Origin of the sequence: Streptococcus himalayensis (assembly GCF_001708305.1) — a bacterium.
Taxonomy (GTDB): domain Bacteria; phylum Bacillota; class Bacilli; order Lactobacillales; family Streptococcaceae; genus Streptococcus; species Streptococcus himalayensis.
The window spans coordinates 1,628,762-1,648,496 of the sequence record NZ_CP016953.1 but is presented as its reverse complement, the minus strand read 5'-3'; the positions used below and the strand labels follow the sequence as shown (position 1 = coordinate 1,648,496).

Genomic DNA, 19,735 nt, shown 5'->3' with positions numbered 1-19,735 from the left:
TTCACTCGTTTGAATGAAGGGGGTCTTGCTAGTTAGCGAATGCCTAAGGCAATTCTTGCATAACGACTCATTTTTTCAACTGTCCAAGCAGGATACCAAACGAGTTTGACATCAACCTTGGTAACTTCTGGAACATATTTCATCGCGTCATAAATCTGGTCCGTCAAAAGATCCGCCAGAGGGCAGCCCATGGTGGTCAACGTCATATCAATTTCTGTATGACCCGTTTCTCCATCAAAACGAATCTCATAGATAAGACCCAGATTGACGATATCAATCCCTAATTCTGGGTCGATGACCTCTTCTAAAGCATGAAAAATTCGTTCTTGAATTTCATGGACTTGCTCTTCTGTATAAGCCATACTCTCTTCTCCTATCCTTATTTCCTTATTCGTTTTTATTTCTCATTCATCTGTGTAATAATACTCTAGTGATGAGATTAGCCCACCGTTGTACTGTAGGTCAGTCTAAAAAACTTATCCTCATCCAAAATCAAAGGCAGCATTTTTGTGGCTTTCCTAGATGGTTCGAACATAAACTATCTATTTTTTTATGCCTATACTTTTCATCTGCTAACAAATCATCTTATTTGACTTACTTAATCTACTTCAATTTTTTACCAAAATTAAATTAGTTTATATCAAATGGCTATTTTTGAAATTACATGAGTATTATCTTGGAATGACACTCTTTCCAGTTTTTAGGTCAGCGTTAAAACGGTCCTTTGGACCGTTTTAATCTTCAATAAAGTCACGTAAAGGTTTGCTACGGCTCGGATGGCGAAGTTTCCGAAGGGCTTTAGCTTCAATCTGACGAATCCGTTCCCGAGTGACGTTAAAGACCTTACCAACATCTTCCAATGTGCGCATTTTCCCATCATCAAGTCCGAAACGAAGGCGCAAGACATTTTCTTCCCGATCAGTAAGCGTATCAAGCACCTCATCCAATTGTTCACGAAGGACAATACGGGTTGTGTAATCAACTGGATTTTCAATCACTTCGTCCTCGATAAAATCGCCCAAATGGCTATCATCTTCTTCCCCAATTGGTGTCTCTAAAGAAACTGGTTCTTGAGCAATCTTCAAGATTTCACGAACCTTATCTGGGGTCATATCCATTCGTTCTGCAATTTGCTCTGGTGTAGGGTCTTGTCCCAATTCTTGCAATAAATTACGTTGTTCACGGACTAATTTATTGATAGTTTCCACCATGTGAACAGGGATCCGAATTGTCCGTGCTTGGTCGGCAATAGCGCGCGTGATCGCCTGACGAATCCACCATGTCGCATAGGTTGAAAATTTGAACCCTTTGGAGTAATCAAACTTATCAACGGCTTTCATCAAGCCCATATTTCCTTCTTGGATCAAATCTAAAAATTGCATTCCACGACCAACATAGCGCTTTGCAATGGATACTACCAAACGAAGGTTTGCTTCAGCCAAGCGTTGTTTGGCTTCTAAATCCCCTTTTTCGACCAAAAGGGCTAGTTCTTGCTCTTCTTCATTCGTTAAGAGAGGAACAACCCCGATTTCCTTCAGGTACATCCGAACAGGGTCATTGACCTTGGCAGATGTGCTGCCAAGCAATTCTTCGTCGCTCAATTCAGGTTCTTCCTCTTCTGTTTGAAGAACGCGTGAACTTGGATTTCCCTCTTTATCAGTAATGGCAATCCCTGCATCCTGGATACGTTGCAAAAGATCTTCAATTCCATCTGCATCTAGGGTGAAAGGAATGACCAACTGATCATTGATTTCATCGTCCGTTGCAATACCTGATTTTTTATGGTTACGAATAAATTCCGCAACTTGGACATCAAAGGTGGTTACTTCTTTTTGTTTTGTAGTCATACCTACTCCATTCTTCTTTTTTGTGCAATCAATCGTTCTAATTCTGCCAGAGCTTGATCCTGATCACCACTATGGGACGCCTCACGAATCGTCTTGCTAATCATTTGACTTTCCTTACGGAGCAACTCCTTTTCACGGATCGTCTCAACTTCTTCGAGCTCTCTTTCTCCTACCTCTCTCGGTAAATTCTCCTCCAACACGCGGTACCAAGCTTGCTGAACAGCCTCCTCTTGCAAAGATAAATCCTGCGGAGTAATTTCTCCATTTTGCTTTAGCAACTGGTAGATACTCTCAAATTCGGGCGTTGCAAACTGAAAATCCTCTCGTAAACGATAGTCGTTTAAAATCATCGGATAATCAACCATCCGCTGTAAGAGATGGCTCTCTGCCTTTATCAAACGAGAAGTCTGCTTACTGACAGGTAGAGTTAAAACCGGACTCTGCTGAGTAGTTTCTTGTTGCTGCTGTCTATTTAGAAGCCGCGTTTGATTCACCGCCTGCTCGATTTGCTGATAATCAAAATCTGGCAATAAATCCGCTAATTTATAAATATAGGAGTTTTGAGCTGTAATGGAATTTACCTTGGCAATCAAGGAAGCCATCTGATCAACAAAGGAAATTTGAGCCTGTAAATTTTCAATATTCTCAGGCCTCAAATGCTGCATTAAGAACTCTATCTTACTTATTCGTGTTTTTGTCAGTAAATCTTGCAAATCTTCTAAAGAATTTTTCTGGATGAATTCATCTGGATCCATCTGATTTGGAATTTTGACAATCTCGACGGTCATGTCCTCTAACTCAGCTAGGGCTTTTGCCGTTGCTGCTTGGCCTGCCTTATCTCCATCATAGGTCAGTACTACTTTCTTGGTAAATCGCCCCAAATGCTGGACATGCTCCCGCGTTAAAGCCGTTCCCATGGAAGCCACGGCGTTCTCAATTCCTGCCCGATAAGCAGCAATGACATCCATGAACCCTTCCATGAGATAGACTTCGTGCTGCTTTTTCATCACTGCCTTGGCCTTGTCTAAGTGATAAAGTTCATAGCTCTTATTGAAAATGGGGGTACTACGGCTGTTCTTATATTTAGCTCCTTTAGCATCTGAATCCTTGTCTTGCCAAATCCGACCAGAAAAAGCAATAACACGACCCGTATCATCCTGCAAGGGAAACATAATCCGATTTTGAAAGGCGTCAAATACAGCATTGTTATCTGCAATATTAAACAAGCCAGAATCCATCAAGGTATCTTCCCGAAATTTCTCAGCGACACTCTGATACAGATAAGAATTCCCTTTCGGTGCTAGACCGATTTGAAAATGCTGAATGACATCATCAGTCAGTCCGCGCTGGTGTAGATAAGCCTTAGCCTCTTCTCCCATTGTCGTCGTCATTAGAACGGCGTGGTAAAATTTAGCAGCCTCTGTATGAATATCATACAAATCTTGGTGAGGATTCTTAGGAGTAGATGCATGCGTCTGCTCAATCTCTATTGGAATCCCGATTCGCTCAGCCAAGACAAGGACTGCATCCATAAACGTAATGCCGCGATAATCTTCTAAAAATTTAAAGACATCCCCAGACTTACCACAGCCAAAGCAATGGTAAAATTGCTTATCTTCTACCACATTAAAGGAAGGCGTTTTTTCCCCGTGAAAGGGACAAAGTCCCAAGAAATTGCGTCCAGCCTTCGTCAAAGCAACGACCTCTCCTATGACCTCGACGATATTGATACTATTTTTTATATCAGCAATCATCTCTTTGCTAACCATAGACAATACCTCCATTTTATCATAGAACATTACTTCCTATTTTACCGCATTTTTAGCAAAAAGTAAAATATTCAACACATGAAAAGTCAAAATCCTTGAAAAATTTTTTCAAGTACGCTAGAATAGTAACATAACTTTTTTATTATGAAAGGAAAAGAAAATGTTAAAAGATTTGAAAGATTTTCTTCTTCGCGGAAATGTCGTTGATTTGGCAGTCGGTGTGATCATCGCTGGAGCTTTTGGAGCTATTATTAGTTCACTCGTTGAAGATGTCATCACTCCCCTTTTCTTAAACCCAGCTTTGAAAGCTGCAGGCGCAGAGAAAATTGCTGAATTGAGCTGGAATGGTGTGGCTTACGGAAACTTCCTTAGCGCTATCATCAACTTTGTCATCGTAGGAACTGTTCTTTTCTTCCTTATTAAAGGAATGGAAAAAGCACAATCTCTTACAAAGAAACAAGAGGAAGCTGCAGAAGAAGCTACAATTACAGAATTGGAAGTACTTCAAGATATCAAAGCTTTGCTTGAGAAAAAATAAGAAATTCTTACCATCAGTCGTATCAGCGGCTGATTTTTTTGTTCCTCATATTTTTATTTCAAGCTCTTCCACTCCTCCCTAGATCAAATTCCTCTAACCCAAAATCTATAGTTTGATATTCAAAAAAAGCGGAGCTTAACTAAGCCCGCTATAGTTTGGTTTATTTTGCACCTAGTGCTGCCATTGTGATGTAGTTGTATGGCTTGTTGAAGTGCGGCAAGAAGAAGATATCAAGGAGCGCTAGGCGTTCGATTGTAACTTTTTCTTGAATCGCTAATGAGAACATGTGGATACCCATTGACATGTCTTCTTTCGAAGCCATTTGTGCACCAAGGACGACACGAGTATCTTGATCGTAAACGATTTTAAGGGTTACTGGGAAGTTATCGTGTTCGATAAATTCTGGTTTTTGATTATCTGTAAATTCAGTGACAACTGCATTGTAACCAAAGCGTTTTGCTTTTTCAAGTGTCAAACCAGTTGAAACCATCTTAAGGTCATAGATTGCAATACCATTTGAGCCTTGTACACCGATTGACTCCAACTCAGTTCCACATGCGTTGTGAGCTGCTACGATACCTGAGCGGACAGCGTTTGTTGCAAGAGCGATGTAGTTTGTATCACCGATTGAGTTGTCATAGACGGTTGCACAGTCACCGATGGCATAAACATCTTTGATGCTAGTTTCTTGTTTTTTGTTGACAAGGAAGGCACCATTGCGGAAGAGTTCAATCTTACCATCGCCAAGACCAGTGTTTGGACGGAAACCAACAGCCAAGATGACCATATCCACGTCAAAGCTTTCTTTATCTGTTACGATACGTTCTACTTTGCCGTTACCTTCAATGGCTTTTACTGTTTGACCAAATGCCAATTGGATACCGTGGTCTTCCAGGTTCTTGCTCATCATATCTGTCAAATCACGGTCGTAGTAGCCTGCCAAGCAAGTGTCTACAACGTCAATCAAGATAACTTCTTTCCCTTTGCGTTCAAAAGCTTCTGCAAGTTCAACACCGATGTAACCTGCACCAACAACTGCTACACGTTTGATGTCTTCATCTTTCAATTTCTCAATCACATCTGCTGAGTTTTGGTACAACTTAACAAATTGAAGATTTTTAAGAGTTGCTTCAAATTCACGTGAACCTTCTTTGATTTCAGCACCTTTGATTGGTGGCAAGATTGGTTGTGAACCAGTTGCAAAAATCAATTTGTCGTAGCTTTCAACATGTTTGCTACCATCTTCTAAAAGAACATGTACTTCTTTTTTGTCATAGTCTACAGACTCAACTGGTGAGTTCATGTATACTTTTGCACCAAGGCTTTCCAATTGCTCTTTGTCAGAATAGAACAAGCCTTCTGGACCAGAGATTTGCTCACCAATCCATAGTGCCATTCCACAACCGAGGAAAGAAATATTTGAATTTTGGTCAAATACCACAATCTCGTTATCCGCACCATAGTTTGTTAACATCGTTTTGATACAAGCTGTACCAGCGTGGTTTGCACCAACAACAACAATTTTACTCATGTAAATAATCCTACCTTTTTAATCTAATTTTACACCCCCATTATATCATAATCTGTGAGCGTTTACAAGTTTTAAGATTTTTCACATGGAAAAGAAAGAAATTTTCAATTATTTTCTATATGCATTTCATGCGATTTTTAAAATCTTGTCTTTTTTCTAACAGGTTTCAAATACACCATTTAAAGGTTAGAATTCTAACATTATGCTCTATACAAATCAACATCTCACTAGGCAGCGAAATCCTAGGTAAAACTAGAGGTTATGCTGAGGATTATTTCCAACCTTCAACAGTCCGCTGGACTGTTGAACAAGAGGAGTTCACGACGTCAGATTTTGATGTTTATAGAATATTAGATGTTCCATTTTTTAAGAAACATATATTTATATACAAAATAAGACTGAAAATCCTTACTACCTGGACCTTCAGTCTTATGATTTATTCACCTATCAATCCCTTAAAAAACTCAACAATAGCATTCCAGATATTTGTTAGAAAGTTTCCGCCTTCTGCTAGTGCCTGATTGGCATCAAAGTTGACGTTGATGTTTTTAAAAGTATCTCCTGCCTTCGAAACAATACTATCTTTTAAGCTTCCAAGAGTTTTCGTGAAATCACTATTGGTGATAACACCGCTATTAGACAAATTCACTGCGAAATGAACAATGAGATTGACTTGCTCTGCTGTGATAGCCTTGGTCAAATCATAGTTTTTCAAGGTATCCTCAACAATTTTTCGAACCTCTATTTCTGTTAGGTTGCTATTGTCCTGCTTGGCTTTCGCGACAGAGGACTTAATATCTGTCAAGGCCACGTTTAATTTGTTCTCATCATAGCCTTCTTTTCCAGTGTTTTCTGCATGAATACCTGATAGAGTAGCTAACTCTTCCTGAGCCAATTCCTTATTTTCTTGAGGGACCTCTGCTCCATTGTCCTCAAGAGAATAATAAATCCCAGCAAGGGCACTTTCACCTGTCACAGCAATGGGAGCAGCAACAGTAATGATAGCGTGTTCGACCCCCAAGGTTACAGCCGCATTGCGGTACATATCCTCTGTTACCTTCGTGATATTTTGAGGCGTAACAATTTTGACTTCCAAGGGCTTATTGGCACCTAATTTCTGGATTTTGACGGAAGAATAGAGCTGTAAACTCGGGTCATTTGCCACATTCATGATGGTTGAATAAATAGCAGGTGTCATCGTTTTTAGCGGCTTGGTATCCTTAGTCTGGTCATATCCCAGAAATCCCAAGGTTTGACTTTCCTGACCTTGATCTAAGGAATAGCCGAGTACATATTCGGGCTGCACATAGGCTTCGTCAATGACCTTTTGAACATTGGTATCTGCTGACGCTACGGGTAAGTGCAGCATGGTTAGGCTCAGTAAGCCTGTCAATGCTACTATTTTCTTTACTTTCATATACTCCTCATTTTCTCATATAAAAATGGATTATCCAAAAGCCAATTGATTTCTCTTGCTTTCAGATAAATCCACTATAAGGGATAAAACTTAAACAAAGCTTATCTTTATTTTTTCCATAAAAAGTGAATTAGCAACTCATCTACCTCTGGATTTTCATGAAGTTGACTATGTTGGGCTAATTTTCCAGTGATTTTTTGTTCCTCATAGGATTTAGCGTGATCTCCTAGGAGATATTTGAGACTTCTAGACGATAGGTTTAGGACCGATCCATCGGTTTCCCCTCCAATATCACCATAAATATTCAGGACTTTAACTTGATTTTGTGGGAAAATTTCTTTTAATCCGAGAAGTTTTTGATAGCTTGCACTCATTTCTTGGGGCTGACCGGTTTCTGGATTGATGTCAGGATGACTTGGCAAATCCAGACCTTCTAAACCGTTGACATGATTGGCAATATTGACTTGCTTCATCAGTTTTGGAAGGTGTTCATCGCTTCCATATTCCAACATATAAAATAAAATGGACATGTTTCCCATGGAATGACCAACCATATTCATCTCTGTAAAACCATAGGTCTCCTGCAATTTGGTCACCACTGCTTTTGCGTATTGTGCATCCTGCTGATAATTTGAATTTCGATTGTCTTGGTAATTGACTTCCACAATGGGGTTAACAGCTCCAGATGGAATCTCTCCTTCTAACAACACTTGACCGTCTTGCTTCACAGTTGCACGGATAATGGTTTTTGTGACCCCAGCTTTTTGGGCTGCTCTAGTCATGTGTTTTTCAGCATTGGCACTGCTTCCATAACCATGAAAAAAGAGAGTCGGAATGGATGACTGGACATAATTTTTAGTATCTAGGGACTCTGACTTGGATGAAAAGAAGAACCAACCCAAGCTGGCTAGAAGGATAATTCCTAGACCAATACCGATAGCTTTACCTCTCACACGAACCTCACTTTCTCTTTCTAGTATAGCATGCTTCTTGCCTTCTTACAATGAAAAATTACTCGCAAAATGAACCCAATCCGAAATCACCTCTTGGGAAAGTTCCTATTTTTCTCGATGAATCAGGAAGCCTGTTGCTTGCTTGGTTGCCATAATAGTCATATCGGAAATCTGTACATGAGAAGGCTGATTGGCAACAAATAAGACACTTTGGGCAATATCCTCTGCTTGTAGTGCTTCAATGCCCTGATAAACCGTCGCTGCTCTTTCCTTGTCTCCATGGAAGCGAACTTCGCTAAAATCCGTCTCGACAATTCCTGGCTGAATAGTTGTCACCTTGATATTTGTATCAATCGTATCAATACGAATACCGTCACTCAATACTTTGACAGCTGATTTTGTTGCTGCATAGACTGCTGCACCTGCATAGGCATAGATCCCTGCTGTTGAGCCAATATTGATGATATGACCTGTATTTTTCTCTACCATACTTGGTAATATTTGACGAGTAACATACAACAGTCCCTTGACATTGGTATCCAGCATCGTAACCATATCCGTCACCTCATATTTATGGAACTTTTCCAACCCCAGAGCCAAGCCTGCATTGTTGATTAAAATATCAATCTGAGGAACATCATGCAGAATTTGCCGACAAACAGCTGCCACTTCTGCTGCTTGTGTGACATCCATTTGATAGTAATGGACACTAATCCCATATTTTGCTGTCAAATCTGCCTGAATCTCTTTTAACTTGTTCACCCTGCGACCGGTCAAAATCAGATAATCTTGGTTGTCAGCAAATGCGTAAGCCATTGCTTTTCCAATTCCGCTTGTCGCACCTGTAATCAATACATAACGTGCCATGTTTTTCTCCTTTTTGAGTAGTATTTTAGGAAAGAAAAAGAGGTAGAAATACCCAATCCGTCTTTCTACTCCTTTTATCCCCTTTCCTATCCGATAAAATCTTTCTAGGACTAAAACCAGCCCAGCAAACGAATAAGGTATAGATTTAGCCGTACTTGGCGGGAATAGTAATAATTCCCACCGTTGATATAAAGTTCTGAGCCATGTAAAAGGGCAATCGGATGAGCATAAAAATAGGTTTTCCCAGTCACATTTCCAAGGCTCGGTGCCACAACCGTTCGAGAATACTCTTTAGCTAAATCCACACTATTTTCTCCGCCGTGATCTGCGATAAAGTCAATATAGGCTGGTCCAAAGTTGTAAGCTTGAACAGCTGTCCAAACGTCCACCTGTTTTTCCTCAGCAACCATCAGATTATCTGATAAGGTCTGAATGCCCTGACGAATGCTTTCCTTATTGTCTTGGATGGAATTGATCTCGCCAGTCGCACTTTCGCTCGACTGCATGACATCTGCTTTTTTCCCTTTAGTTTCTGTATAAATCATGGCTAGCACAAGCTCTTCATTGGCCTGCGTATCTTGTTCATCCAAGACTTCTCTGACCATAGCCTGATAACTCATCACTTGTTTGACATTCTGGTGCGTTTCTATGGCTTTATAGCCTATAAAAATCAGGATAAGAAGGATGACTATTCTTTTTAAAAATTTAAGCATTATTTACTGGTAATATCTTCTATATTCTTAATCAGGATGGAATAGGTTCCGTTGTCATTCTGGATAAATTCAACAGACTCAGCATCCTCATAAATGTTTGTTGGCACAATCAGCTCTATTCCATTTGAGAGAGATAATTTCTGATTTTCAAATTTTTTCTTTTGCCGGCTACTATCGATTTCATCAAACCGAATTGGCTCTGGGATACTTTCTTTAACACGATCGACAAACTGCAAGCGAGCCGTTAAATTGTCATCAAAGAGGTCATTTGCCAATTGCTCAGGCGATAAACTATCACTTTCTTCCAAGTTTTTAAAAATACTGGATTTCACCTTGGATTGAAATTGGAAATCATCCGTTTGAAAGGTTTCAGCAATCTTTTGAGCTGTCTTTTCAATTTCTTTGATGGACTTTTGCGGAGAAATTTTGGGCTGTACTTGGAGCAAATTCTCAGAAAAATAATTGAGAAAGGCTCCATTGTATTTAATCCGCTTTTCAATCAAGTGATATTTTCGACTGCTTATATTCACGACCAAGCCTTCATCAGGACTAGAACCAAAGCCAGGAAGATTATTTTGCGTAAGCTTGATGGGATTGTCTGCTTCCACCCCCAAATGGGTCAACGTTTCACGCAGAGAAATCCGCAAGAAAGCAAAATGCTGAACGCCTTCCTTATCAAACTGAATAAAAATCAAATCGTTGGTTTTTTGCTGTTCACTAATGACGAATTCTTCCTGCCAGCGTTTGGCAATAGTGATGGAGGTTTCTAGCAAATCGTCTGAAAGGTCGGCTAAAAAGATGTTTTCAGCCTCGAAAACACCTGTTTTAGCTTCGTCTGAATACACTCGCTCGATTTTCTTACGAAGGTATTCTTCAATCTTGGGAGTAATATTGAGATATTTATCTGCTAGTTGTAACTCTGTATCCTCAGGCGAAAATTGATGAATAACTGCCTTTTTAATATACAAATCCATTGAGATTAAGCCTCATAAAGTGGAAAGGCATCTGTCAAGGCCCGTACTTCTTGACGGACTTCTTCAAGAACTGCCTCATTGTCTGCATTTTCCAAGGCTTTAATGGTCAATTCAGCCACCTTACGTGCTTCTTCAATACCAAATCCACGAGCAGTAATCGCTGCAGAACCAATTCGAATACCACTTGTCTTAAATGGTGACAAGGTTTCAAATGGAATAGAATTTTTATTTAAGGTAATATGGACTTCGTCCAAGAGATTTTGGGCTACTTTTCCATTTTCAACGACCTTCGTCACATCAACAAGGAAGAGGTGATTGTCAGTTCCACCTGTGATGACTTGGAATTTGTCATGGGCTAGGAAAACATCTGCCATAGCCTTGCTATTTGCGATGACATTTTGAGCATACTCCTTAAAAGCTGGATCTAAAACTTCCTTGAAGGCAACTGCTTTGGCAGCAATCACATGTTCCAGTGGTCCACCTTGGATACCAGGGAAAATCGCTGAATTGATTTTCTTAGCTAATTCTTCATCATTGGTCAAAATCAAGCCACCACGAGGTCCACGGAGGGTTTTGTGGGTCGTTGTTGTCGTGATATGAGCATAAGGGACTGGATTTGGATGTAAACCAGCTGCGACAAGTCCAGCGATATGTGCCATATCAACCATGAGTTTAGCACCAACGCTATCTGCAATTTCACGGAATTTAGCAAAATCAATGATACGAGCATAGGCAGAAGCTCCTGCGACAATGAGTTTTGGTTGGACTTCTTTTGCTTGGGCTAAAAGAGCATCGTAATCTAACAAACCTGTTTCCTTATCGACATTGTAGGCGACAAAGTTGTAAGTTTGTCCAGAAAAGCTAACGGCTGCTCCATGGGTCAAGTGACCGCCTGCTGCCAAGTCCATTCCCATGACCGTATCGCCTGGCTCAATCAAGGCCATATAGGCTGCACAATTGGCTTGGCTACCAGAATGAGGCTGGACATTGGCAAATTTTGCCCCAAAGATTTCTTTAGCACGCTCAATCGCAAGACTTTCCACGATATCCACGCACTCCGTTCCACCATAATAACGGCGACTAGGATAGCCTTCTGCGTATTTATTGGTCAAAATAGAACCTTGAGCTGCCATGACTGCTTTTGAAACAACATTTTCTGAAGCAATCAATTCAATATTGTGTTGCTGGCGCTGTTCTTCTGCAGAAATAGCATCCCATAGTTCTTTATCAAATGCCTTGTAATCTTCTTTATCAAAAATCATGCGTTTTCTCCTTTAAATGTGAGTTCTGGTAGCTGAGCGAGAAGGTCCTCGCGAGTGATAGTGCCTTGGCGTAAAATCTGGGCTTCCTCCCCTGACAAGTCCAAAATGGTGGAATCTTGTCCTGTTAAGAAACCATCATCTTTTACCCCAATAACCTCACCATGGAAGTCCTCGATAATCTGATCAAACAAGACACCACTGGTCTTGCCAGAGAGATTCGCAGACGGTCCAATCAGAGGTCCAAATGATGTAATCAAATCAAGTGTCACAGGGTGGCTAGGAATCCGAAAACCAACTGTCTTCATTCCAGAATTAACCCAGTGAGGAACTTGGTCATTTGCCTGTAAAATAATGGTCAAGGGCCCAGGTAAAAAACGGTCAACGAGCTTCGGTAAAAATGCTGGTTGATTTTTGGAAAAGGCTAGAACCTCTTCTAAAGAGGCAACATTTAAGTTCATCGCCTTATCTAGCGGGCGTTTTTTGAGATCATAGACACGCTGGACAGCTTCTTTATCTAAGGCTCGACCAAACAAGCCATAAACTGTTTCCGTAGGGAGTACGACTGCTCCACCAGTTTCTAAAATTTGTGCAATCTTATCCATGATCCACCACTACTATCCTATCTTGTCCAAATTGGTCTTTGAGAACGCGGACGCGTTTTTCTGGAAAGGCAGTTTGGAAAAGGTCTTTTACTTGTTGTCCCTGTTTATACCCGATTTCTAGGTAAATTTTCCCTTTTTCCGTCAGAAATTCTGCTGCTCTTTCTGCAATCTGTCGATAAATAGCAAGCCCGTCTTCTTCTGCAAATAAGGCTATGTGCGGCTCTGAATGAAGCACATTTAAGCCGACTTCTTCCACATCTGCTCGTGCGATATAGGGGGGATTGGAGACGATGATGTCATACTGTCCCTTGATGTCCTGCCAAACATTGGACTGGACAAAGGCAAGTTCGATTTGATTCTGCTTTGCATTTTCCTGAGCAACAGCAAGAGCATCTAGTGAAATATCTGAGGCTGTTACCTTCCAGTTCTGGTGCGCCTTAGCAAGACTAATCGCAATCGCTCCGCTTCCTGTTCCAATGTCGAGTACTGCAAGGTTCGTTGCATTATTTTCTGTCAGAATGAGGTCAACTAGCTCTTCTGTCTCAGGACGAGGAATTAACACTCTTGGATCTACTGAAAATTCCAAACCATGAAAATTTGTCTTTCCAATAATGTATTGTGCTGGAACATGCAGGGCTAGCTGCTGAAAAATCATCTCTAACAGATTCTTATCGTCTTTCGTTACTTCTTTCGTCAGCAATAAAACGAAATCTGTCAGAGTCAGCTGCTTCAATGCACGAAAGGTATAAGCTAAACTTTCTGGCTCTTCTCCTATCTCATCCAACTTGCTTTCATAACGTGAAAACAATTGCGCGTAATTCATTATTTATTCAACTCTTCTAATTTTTGCGTTTGGTCATAGAGCACCAAGGCATCGATGACTTCATCCATTTTACCAGATAAAATCGTATCGAGTTTTTGAAGCGTTAAACCAATCCGGTGATCCGTCACACGGTTTTGAGGGAAATTGTAGGTACGAATCCGCTCTGAACGATCTCCCGTACCAATGGTTGACTTACGCTCTGCATCTTGCTCATCTTGAGCAATTTGGGCAAAATGATCTGCCACACGAGCCCGAATGACTTTCATCGCCTTGTCACGGTTTTTCTGCTGAGTACGCTCTTCCTGCATTTCTACCTTGATATTGGTTGGCAAATGGACAATCCGCACGGCTGTTGCAACCTTGTTGACATTCTGTCCACCAGCACCTGAGGCATGGTAAATGTCAATCCGCAAGTCTTTTGGATCGATATCATACTCGACTTCTTCAATTTCTGGCATAATCAAGACCGTTGCCGTTGAAGTGTGGACACGCCCTTGGCTTTCTGTAACCGGTACACGCTGCACGCGGTGAGCACCTGATTCGTATTTCAACTTGGAATAAACCGATTGCCCAGACACCATAGCAACAACCTCTTTAATCCCACCAACACCATTGTAAGAAGCCTCCATGACTTCAAAACGCCAGCCTTGGCTTTCTGCAAATTTTTGGTACATGGTTAGCAAATCTCCTGCAAAGAGGGCTGCTTCATCTCCACCAGCTGCTCCACGGATTTCCAAGATGATGTTCTTGTCGTCGTTTGGATCTTTAGGTAGGAGCAAAATCTTTAATTTTTCCTCATAGGCTTCCTTATCAGCCTTGGCAGTCTTGAGTTCTTCCTTGGCCATTTCTTCTAGGTCCGCATCTCCTGACGCATCCTTAATCATTTCCTCGGCATCAATGATGTTTTGAAGCACCTTTTTATACTCACGATAGGCTGTGACAGTCTCACGGGTTGCAGCTTCTTCTTTTGATAACTCCATAAAACGCTTGGTATCGCTGACGACATCTGGATCACTTAATAACTCTCCAAGTTCGTCATAGCGATCTTCTACCGTTTGAAGCTGATCATAAATGTTCATGTTTGTTTAATTCTCCTTTTATTTCTGGGGTAAAATAGTGTTTCCGACAAACGGAAATATAGGTCTCATTGCCACCGATTTGTATTTGTTTGCCATCATAGACTGGCTTTCCGTGGTCCGTCCTTAACACCATCGTTGCTTTTTTAGAGCAATATTGGCAAATGGTCTTAATCTCATCAATCTTATCAGCCAAGAGCAAGAGGTACTTAGAACCTTCAAATAATTCATTGCGAAAGTCATTTTTAAGGCCGAAGGCCATGACTGGCACTCCTAGCTCATCCACCACCCTTGCCAAATCATAGACATGGTGACGCCTCAGGAATTGAGCCTCATCAATCAAGAGACAGTAGGGTTTGGGATGTAAGGATTCGATGAAACCAAAGATATCTGTCTCCTCCTCAATCGCCATCGCTTCTCTTTGCATCCCAATGCGGCTGGACACCAGGCCATAGCCATCACGCGTATCCAGAGCACTGGTCATAATCACCACACCCTTGCCCTGCTCCTCATAATTGTGTGCTACTTTTAAAATTTCGATTGTTTTGCCCGAATTCATCGTGCCGTATTTATAATATAACTGAGCCATCGTCTTCTCTTATCTACTAATCACTACTCCCATTTTTTCTTCCTTCCATTTTACCATATTCTGTCCTGCTTTTAAACCACATTTGTGATAAAATAATATTATCAAGCATTATAGGAGGAACTTATGCCATTTGTACGCATTGATTTATTTGAAGGACGGAGCCTAGAGCAGAAAAAGGCTTTGGCCAAGGAAGTAACTGCAGCTGTCGTCAAACACACAGGTGCCCCAAAAGAGGCCGTTCATGTCATTATCAACGACATGCCAGAAGGCACCTACTTTCCACAAGGTGAGATGAGAACCAAGTAACACCGCAAGAATACAAAAAATCAAGACTCACTCGGTCTTGATTTTTTTAATGAAGCTTGCTAGGTTCTGGATTGCAAAACATCTTCTATCATTTTCGGAAGAAGAATATCAACTTGTTTGCGCTTTTGATCATAGGAAAATTCGTTGAAAATAAATAGTCCCCCTAGAATAATCGGCACTCCGATTACAATTAGTAAAATAACTATCTGAAAAATCTCTCCCCATAGATTATCCAACTGCTTCAATAACTCTGCTTCAAAAAACTTTTGCACAACATAATTTATACCACCAATCCAGATGACAAATGTCCCCCAACGCGCCATGACTTGACTAACTGTTCGACTTGCACTATCTTCGAATTTCCCGATTTTTACATCAGAAAATCCCTTTAAAATCTCCAAAGTCTCTGCATCTAAGTCCTTTAATTTTAGCTTAACTTTTTTCGTTTCTTCCACTGTCACTGAATCTTTATTTCGATGAAATAATTGAAGCTCTGTTATATTTTCAAAGGCTAGAGAATTCCATACATTCAGATAGAAATTTTTATCAAATGCTACCTTGTCATATTTCAATACCGCTTGATAACTAGGAATGAAAATAAGACAAGAAATAATAAAGCTAAATAGAATAATAAGAAACTCCAAGATAAAAAATACAGAATTTTTGTTACTCATCCAAAACAGCAGAAAAATGCTGAATAGAATTGCCAAACCAAAAGTCCATAAAATAGTTCGATAAACTAGAGTTATTCGCTCATTATCTGTTTTTTCTATTTCTATACTTACCTCATACTCTTCGAGAACTTGAAGTTCAACATGGTTTAGATAGGCAAGAATATTAGTTCCATATTTATGCCAATATCCCCATAGACCTATTAGGAGACCTAAAGTGATACAAGGAAGATGAAAATCTTTTACCAGTTCTAAAAAGTTCATCCCAAGAAATAGAGTTATTAATTCGCTTATTAATAGAATCCAAAAAACAATAACTTGATATCCGTATTCTCTCTCAGACCATCTTACCATTTTTCACCCTCTTTTATATTTGCGTCCTGCTTGTAGGTTTGCAGCGAAGCCTAGGAGACCAAAAATCGTCCATAGTGAGCTAATCATACCTGTTTTTGGTAGGCTGTGGTGTTTCGCCATACGAGAGTAGTTTGACTGTACACTGGCTTGAGCAGCTCCTACTTTTGAGGAGTGTGTGCTTGTCTGGAGCAATGGAGCTTTTCCGTAAAACGCTTTTGGCTGACCTTGTGCTTGCTCTTTCAGAATTTTTTCTTGTAAGCTTGCTACATCCAAACTTGGTTTCTCATTGGTCAAGTTTTGGTTCAAAACTGCGTGGATATTGCCGTGTTCATCTTCCGTAATAACCAAGTTATTTTCTGCGGCGATAGCGGCTTTTGCTTTAAGAGCAGCCAATTTTTCTTGTTCAGCCGCGAGTTCCTTGCTCACTTCAGCGAGTTTGTTTTCCGCGGTTGCTAATTTTTCTTTAGCAGCAGCTAAGTTTGCATCAGCGTTGTGGTAGCTAGCAAGTTCAGCTTCCAAGTCTGCTTTTTCTTGCGCTAGTTTTGCTTGTAGGGCTTCGAATTTTTGAACGCGGGCTTGTTTCGTTTCGATTTGCGCTTTGATGTCAGCAACCAACTTTTCAGCGTCAGCGACCTTGGTTTCAGCAGCGTAGCTAGTTGCAAAGGCTGTTGCAAGTTCTGCTTTAGCAGCTTCAAGAGCAGCTTCTTTATCAGCTTTACCTGCAGTTACTGCTGCAAGTTCTGCTTTTGCGTCAGCGAGTTTACGGTCAGCTGTGTTCTTAACCATCTGAGCTAACTTCAAGTTACTTGCAGCGACAGTCGTGTCGGTGTTGGCGTTTTGAGCAGCGGTTAGGTCAGCTTCAGCTTTTTCTTGCGCAGCAGTAGCAGTAGCTACTTTTGCAGTTGCTTGCGTGTAGGCTGTTTCAGCAGCGGTTTTTTCCGCAAGTGCGGTTGTGAGTTTTTCTTCAGCTGCGGCAAGTTTTGCTGCATGAGCGGCTGGGTCATTCGGATTTGGAATTTCAATAGGTCCACCTTCTGTGAAATATTTCCAATCGAGGTTAACGAGGTGGGTACGAACGACACGATAATCACCGGATTTAGTTCTAGCAATGGGGCTTCCGCTAATAATATTGGTTGAAAAATCAAGAGCGATTTGATCGCCTCCGAACAACAAGGATTCAAGATGTCCGTGGTTGGCAATGGCGTCGCGGAACATGAAGAGGTTCATGTTGTTATAGACGTTCATCAACATGTCGTACATGTTTTTAGGTGCTATTTCTTCGTATGTGTCACCGTCTTCTGGGTAGGCACCGTAGTGACCTATAGCTAGGTTTTCATAGTAGTTGCCGGTGTCGAAGACGCCTGATTTAGCCGCAGCGCGTTTAATAGCTTCAACGTTGTGACCTCTAGGGTCAATACCCATTGCTACGTATTCTTTTTTAATGTTGTCAACCAACTGCATCGCGCGGTCAGAAACGTAGACTTTTTGCGTAATCCCCATTTGCTCCCGAACCTGGTTAATAAAGCTCGCAGCGTAGTGGTTGATTTTAATTTTTTGAGCTTTTGTTAGGTCAAATTTGTTAACAGGCTCATTTTTTTCTGCTAAACTGATGTTCGGTGTTGAAAGACCCATGGTCTTAACACCCTGACTAGCCAGACTATCCCTCCAGATCTGGCTGGTTTTGTCTTTGGACCAAGTTTCAAAGTCCTCTTTGAAATATTTACTTAACTTAATCTTTGGTTCAGAAAAGCCGTTATCTGCTTTTAAATCGACAACTTCTTTTTCCGCAGCTGTTGCTGTAAGGGTTGCTGCGTCAAGCGTTGCTTTAGCGGTGTTTAACTCAGCCGTTGCAGATTTTGTTTCAACTTTTGCAGCATCAAGTGCGGAGGTTTTTTCCGCAATTAGTTTTGCGGCGTCCTCATTTGCACGAACCGCTAAGTCGTAGGCTTTTTCTGCGGTTGTAAGGTCGCTTGCCGCTTTTGCTAGGTCAGATTCGGCGGTTTTAACAGCAGCCGTTTTTTCATTTTCTGTTGCTGGGTCGAGGTTCTTTTCAGCCGTTTCGACCTTTTCTTTTGCAGCGTCAACAGCCTTGTCCGCGTCAGCTTTTGCGCTTTCAGCAGTCTTTAGGTTGGTTTCAGCGGCTTCTTGGTCGGCTTTTAGGTCGGCAACTTCGATATGGGCACTTTCGACATCAAGAGCGTTTGCTTTTGTGTCCACTGCGTTTGCAGCCAAGTGGTCTTCAACTTCTTGAATGTTTTCTGCCGTAGCGTTTTCTTTTGCGGCAGTTGCTGCTGCGAATGCTTCTTGGGCCGCTTCTTTTTCAGCGACAGCCGTAGCTTCTTTTGCAGTTAGGTCGCTAACCACTTGCTCTTGCTCTTGAACAGCTGCGGTTAAGTTTTCTTGGTTCGCTTTTTGGGTAGGTTGAGTGGCAGCTTGAGCTGTGTCTGCCTTTACTTCTTGTGTTGCGATAGTAGCAGCTAGCGTTGCTGCGGCTAAAAGAGATGCTGTTTTGAATTGTTGTTTATTTTGCATATTATAGTTTTACCTCTATTTTTTTATCTACTTATATTTATTATTATACTCTTAATGATAAACTTTGTAAAGTTATATATTAAAAAATAAACTTTATGAGTTGTTCTTGTATCGCTAAAAAACTTGTATCATGAAAGATAGAGGTACAAACATGAATGATACAAATAACTTACGCGAATATATAGGAAAGCGAATCCGACTTCTACGCTTGCAAAAAGGTTGGACTCAATACGAGTTAGAAGAAAAAGCTTCCCTCCCTCAAAATTACTGTTATAAATTAGAAACCTTGTACCCAAATATTCAAATGGATACACTTGTTAAAGTTATGGATGCACTTGATACAAATATCGCTACCTTTTTTAATGCAGATATAATAGAAGAAAATCCTAGAATTAGTAATCTTATTTTTGACCTCAAAAGCTTGAAACCTGAGCAGCAAAAGGAAGTCATGACTGCTTTTGAAATCCTGTTAGCACAAATAAAATAAAAAAGGGGACTCTGAGAGCCCCTTTTGGATTCTTCAAATCCGTTGGAAAGAACAAGCTATTCCAACAGATTTTTAAGAATGAGAGTAGAAAAATTGATAGTCTATGATATAATGGATTCGTAGAAAAGTGAAGACGGTGGCTACAAATTTTGAAAGGGGTGGTGCTTATGAATGTAAGTACGCAAATCCACTTAGAGAGGAGTAGCATCTTGTCAGTTGCGGAAGCATTGCAAGTAATGTTAGGTTTTGGTGGTTTTATCATCAGCCTACTAACATTTGTGATTGCCTTAATTCTGCTTCGAGATAAAAAATAACCCGTCCCCACTTTTGACCGAGTTGTTGGACGAGTTATAGTCTAATTATTGGGTCACCGTCTTTTTAACGGTTCTACACGGGAGTTGGATTGCCGTCCAGCTCCTTTTCT

General features: G+C 40.8%; 20 protein-coding genes. 4 read left to right on the top strand and 16 right to left on the bottom strand.

Annotated elements, in window-relative coordinates; genetic code table 11:
* Positions 1-32: 32 nt before the first annotated feature.
* The 3 genes from BFM96_RS07700 to dnaG all read right to left on the bottom strand — a co-directional run bounded on the left by BFM96_RS07700 (position 33) and on the right by dnaG (position 3,616).
* A complete protein-coding gene (locus BFM96_RS07700; RefSeq protein WP_068992591.1) occupies positions 33-362 on the bottom strand; it encodes a metal-sulfur cluster assembly factor in 330 nt (109 codons plus the stop codon).
* A 372-nt stretch (positions 363-734) separates the two neighbouring features.
* Positions 735-1,847 (bottom strand): RNA polymerase sigma factor RpoD, encoded by a 1,113-nt coding sequence (gene rpoD, locus BFM96_RS07695; RefSeq protein WP_068992588.1) that lies wholly within the window; start codon positions 1,845-1,847, stop codon positions 735-737.
* A 2-nt stretch (positions 1,848-1,849) separates the two neighbouring features.
* Positions 1,850-3,616, bottom strand: a complete 1,767-nt coding sequence (gene dnaG, locus BFM96_RS07690; RefSeq protein WP_068994257.1) for a DNA primase — start codon at positions 3,614-3,616, stop codon at positions 1,850-1,852.
* A 160-nt stretch (positions 3,617-3,776) separates the two neighbouring features.
* On the opposite strand from dnaG, the gene mscL reads away from it, so the two are divergent.
* A complete protein-coding gene (mscL, locus tag BFM96_RS07685) occupies positions 3,777-4,154 on the top strand; it encodes a large conductance mechanosensitive channel protein MscL (protein ID WP_068992585.1) in 378 nt (125 codons plus the stop codon).
* A 160-nt stretch (positions 4,155-4,314) separates the two neighbouring features.
* Here the strand turns inward: mscL and nox are convergent, their stop codons facing one another.
* The 11 genes from nox to BFM96_RS07630 form a co-directional block, all read right to left on the bottom strand.
* Entirely contained in the window at positions 4,315-5,685 is a 1,371-nt protein-coding gene (gene nox, locus BFM96_RS07680; protein ID WP_068992583.1) for a H2O-forming NADH oxidase, read from the bottom strand.
* Between the two features lie 436 nt (positions 5,686-6,121).
* Complete coding sequence (locus tag BFM96_RS07675) at positions 6,122-7,054, bottom strand: DUF1002 domain-containing protein (RefSeq protein WP_223245878.1); 933 nt, start codon at positions 7,052-7,054, stop codon at positions 6,122-6,124.
* A gap of 155 nt (positions 7,055-7,209) precedes the next feature.
* Positions 7,210-8,004 (bottom strand): alpha/beta hydrolase, encoded by a 795-nt coding sequence (locus BFM96_RS07670; protein WP_373283965.1) that lies wholly within the window; start codon positions 8,002-8,004, stop codon positions 7,210-7,212.
* 156 nt (positions 8,005-8,160) lie between these two features.
* On the bottom strand, positions 8,161-8,922 hold the full coding sequence (locus BFM96_RS07665) for an SDR family NAD(P)-dependent oxidoreductase (RefSeq protein ID WP_068992574.1): 762 nt from the start codon (positions 8,920-8,922) through the stop codon (positions 8,161-8,163).
* Between the two features lie 110 nt (positions 8,923-9,032).
* Positions 9,033-9,635, bottom strand: coding sequence for a lysozyme family protein (locus BFM96_RS07660; protein ID WP_068992571.1), 603 nt, complete (start codon positions 9,633-9,635; stop codon positions 9,033-9,035).
* On the bottom strand, positions 9,635-10,609 hold the full coding sequence (locus BFM96_RS07655; protein ID WP_068992567.1) for a nucleoid-associated protein: 975 nt from the start codon (positions 10,607-10,609) through the stop codon (positions 9,635-9,637). The genes BFM96_RS07660 and BFM96_RS07655 overlap by 1 nt, the downstream gene beginning before the upstream one ends.
* A 5-nt stretch (positions 10,610-10,614) precedes the next feature.
* On the bottom strand, positions 10,615-11,871 hold the full coding sequence (gene glyA, locus BFM96_RS07650) for a serine hydroxymethyltransferase (protein ID WP_068992564.1): 1,257 nt from the start codon (positions 11,869-11,871) through the stop codon (positions 10,615-10,617).
* Entirely contained in the window at positions 11,868-12,473 is a 606-nt protein-coding gene (locus BFM96_RS07645) for an L-threonylcarbamoyladenylate synthase (protein WP_068992561.1), read from the bottom strand. Before BFM96_RS07645 ends, glyA begins: the two co-directional genes overlap by 4 nt.
* Complete coding sequence (gene prmC, locus BFM96_RS07640; protein ID WP_068992558.1) at positions 12,466-13,296, bottom strand: peptide chain release factor N(5)-glutamine methyltransferase; 831 nt, start codon at positions 13,294-13,296, stop codon at positions 12,466-12,468. The genes BFM96_RS07645 and prmC overlap by 8 nt, the downstream gene beginning before the upstream one ends.
* On the bottom strand, positions 13,296-14,375 hold the full coding sequence (gene prfA, locus BFM96_RS07635) for a peptide chain release factor 1 (protein ID WP_068992555.1): 1,080 nt from the start codon (positions 14,373-14,375) through the stop codon (positions 13,296-13,298). Before prfA ends, prmC begins: the two co-directional genes overlap by 1 nt.
* Positions 14,362-14,961 (bottom strand): thymidine kinase, encoded by a 600-nt coding sequence (locus BFM96_RS07630; protein WP_068992552.1) that lies wholly within the window; start codon positions 14,959-14,961, stop codon positions 14,362-14,364. The genes prfA and BFM96_RS07630 overlap by 14 nt, the downstream gene beginning before the upstream one ends.
* A 123-nt stretch (positions 14,962-15,084) precedes the next feature.
* On the opposite strand from BFM96_RS07630, the gene BFM96_RS07625 reads away from it, so the two are divergent.
* Positions 15,085-15,267: a 4-oxalocrotonate tautomerase gene (locus tag BFM96_RS07625; RefSeq protein ID WP_068992548.1), complete on the top strand. Its 183-nt coding sequence runs from the start codon at positions 15,085-15,087 to the stop codon at positions 15,265-15,267.
* 59 nt (positions 15,268-15,326) lie between these two features.
* Here BFM96_RS07625 and BFM96_RS07620 read toward each other — a convergent pair whose 3' ends face one another.
* Both BFM96_RS07620 and BFM96_RS07615 read right to left on the bottom strand, forming a co-directional pair.
* Complete coding sequence (locus BFM96_RS07620; protein ID WP_068992545.1) at positions 15,327-16,292, bottom strand: hypothetical protein; 966 nt, start codon at positions 16,290-16,292, stop codon at positions 15,327-15,329.
* A 3-nt stretch (positions 16,293-16,295) separates the two neighbouring features.
* Positions 16,296-18,824: an SEC10/PgrA surface exclusion domain-containing protein gene (locus BFM96_RS07615; protein ID WP_068992542.1), complete on the bottom strand. Its 2,529-nt coding sequence runs from the start codon at positions 18,822-18,824 to the stop codon at positions 16,296-16,298.
* A gap of 151 nt (positions 18,825-18,975) precedes the next feature.
* On the opposite strand from BFM96_RS07615, the gene BFM96_RS07610 reads away from it, so the two are divergent.
* Positions 18,976-19,311 carry a helix-turn-helix domain-containing protein gene (locus BFM96_RS07610; RefSeq protein WP_068992539.1) on the top strand — a complete coding sequence of 112 codons (336 nt, stop codon included), beginning with the start codon at positions 18,976-18,978 and terminating at the stop codon, positions 19,309-19,311.
* 167 nt (positions 19,312-19,478) lie between these two features.
* Positions 19,479-19,625, top strand: coding sequence for a putative holin-like toxin (locus BFM96_RS10955; protein WP_083201737.1), 147 nt, complete (start codon positions 19,479-19,481; stop codon positions 19,623-19,625).
* The last annotated feature ends 110 nt before the right edge of the window (positions 19,626-19,735 follow it).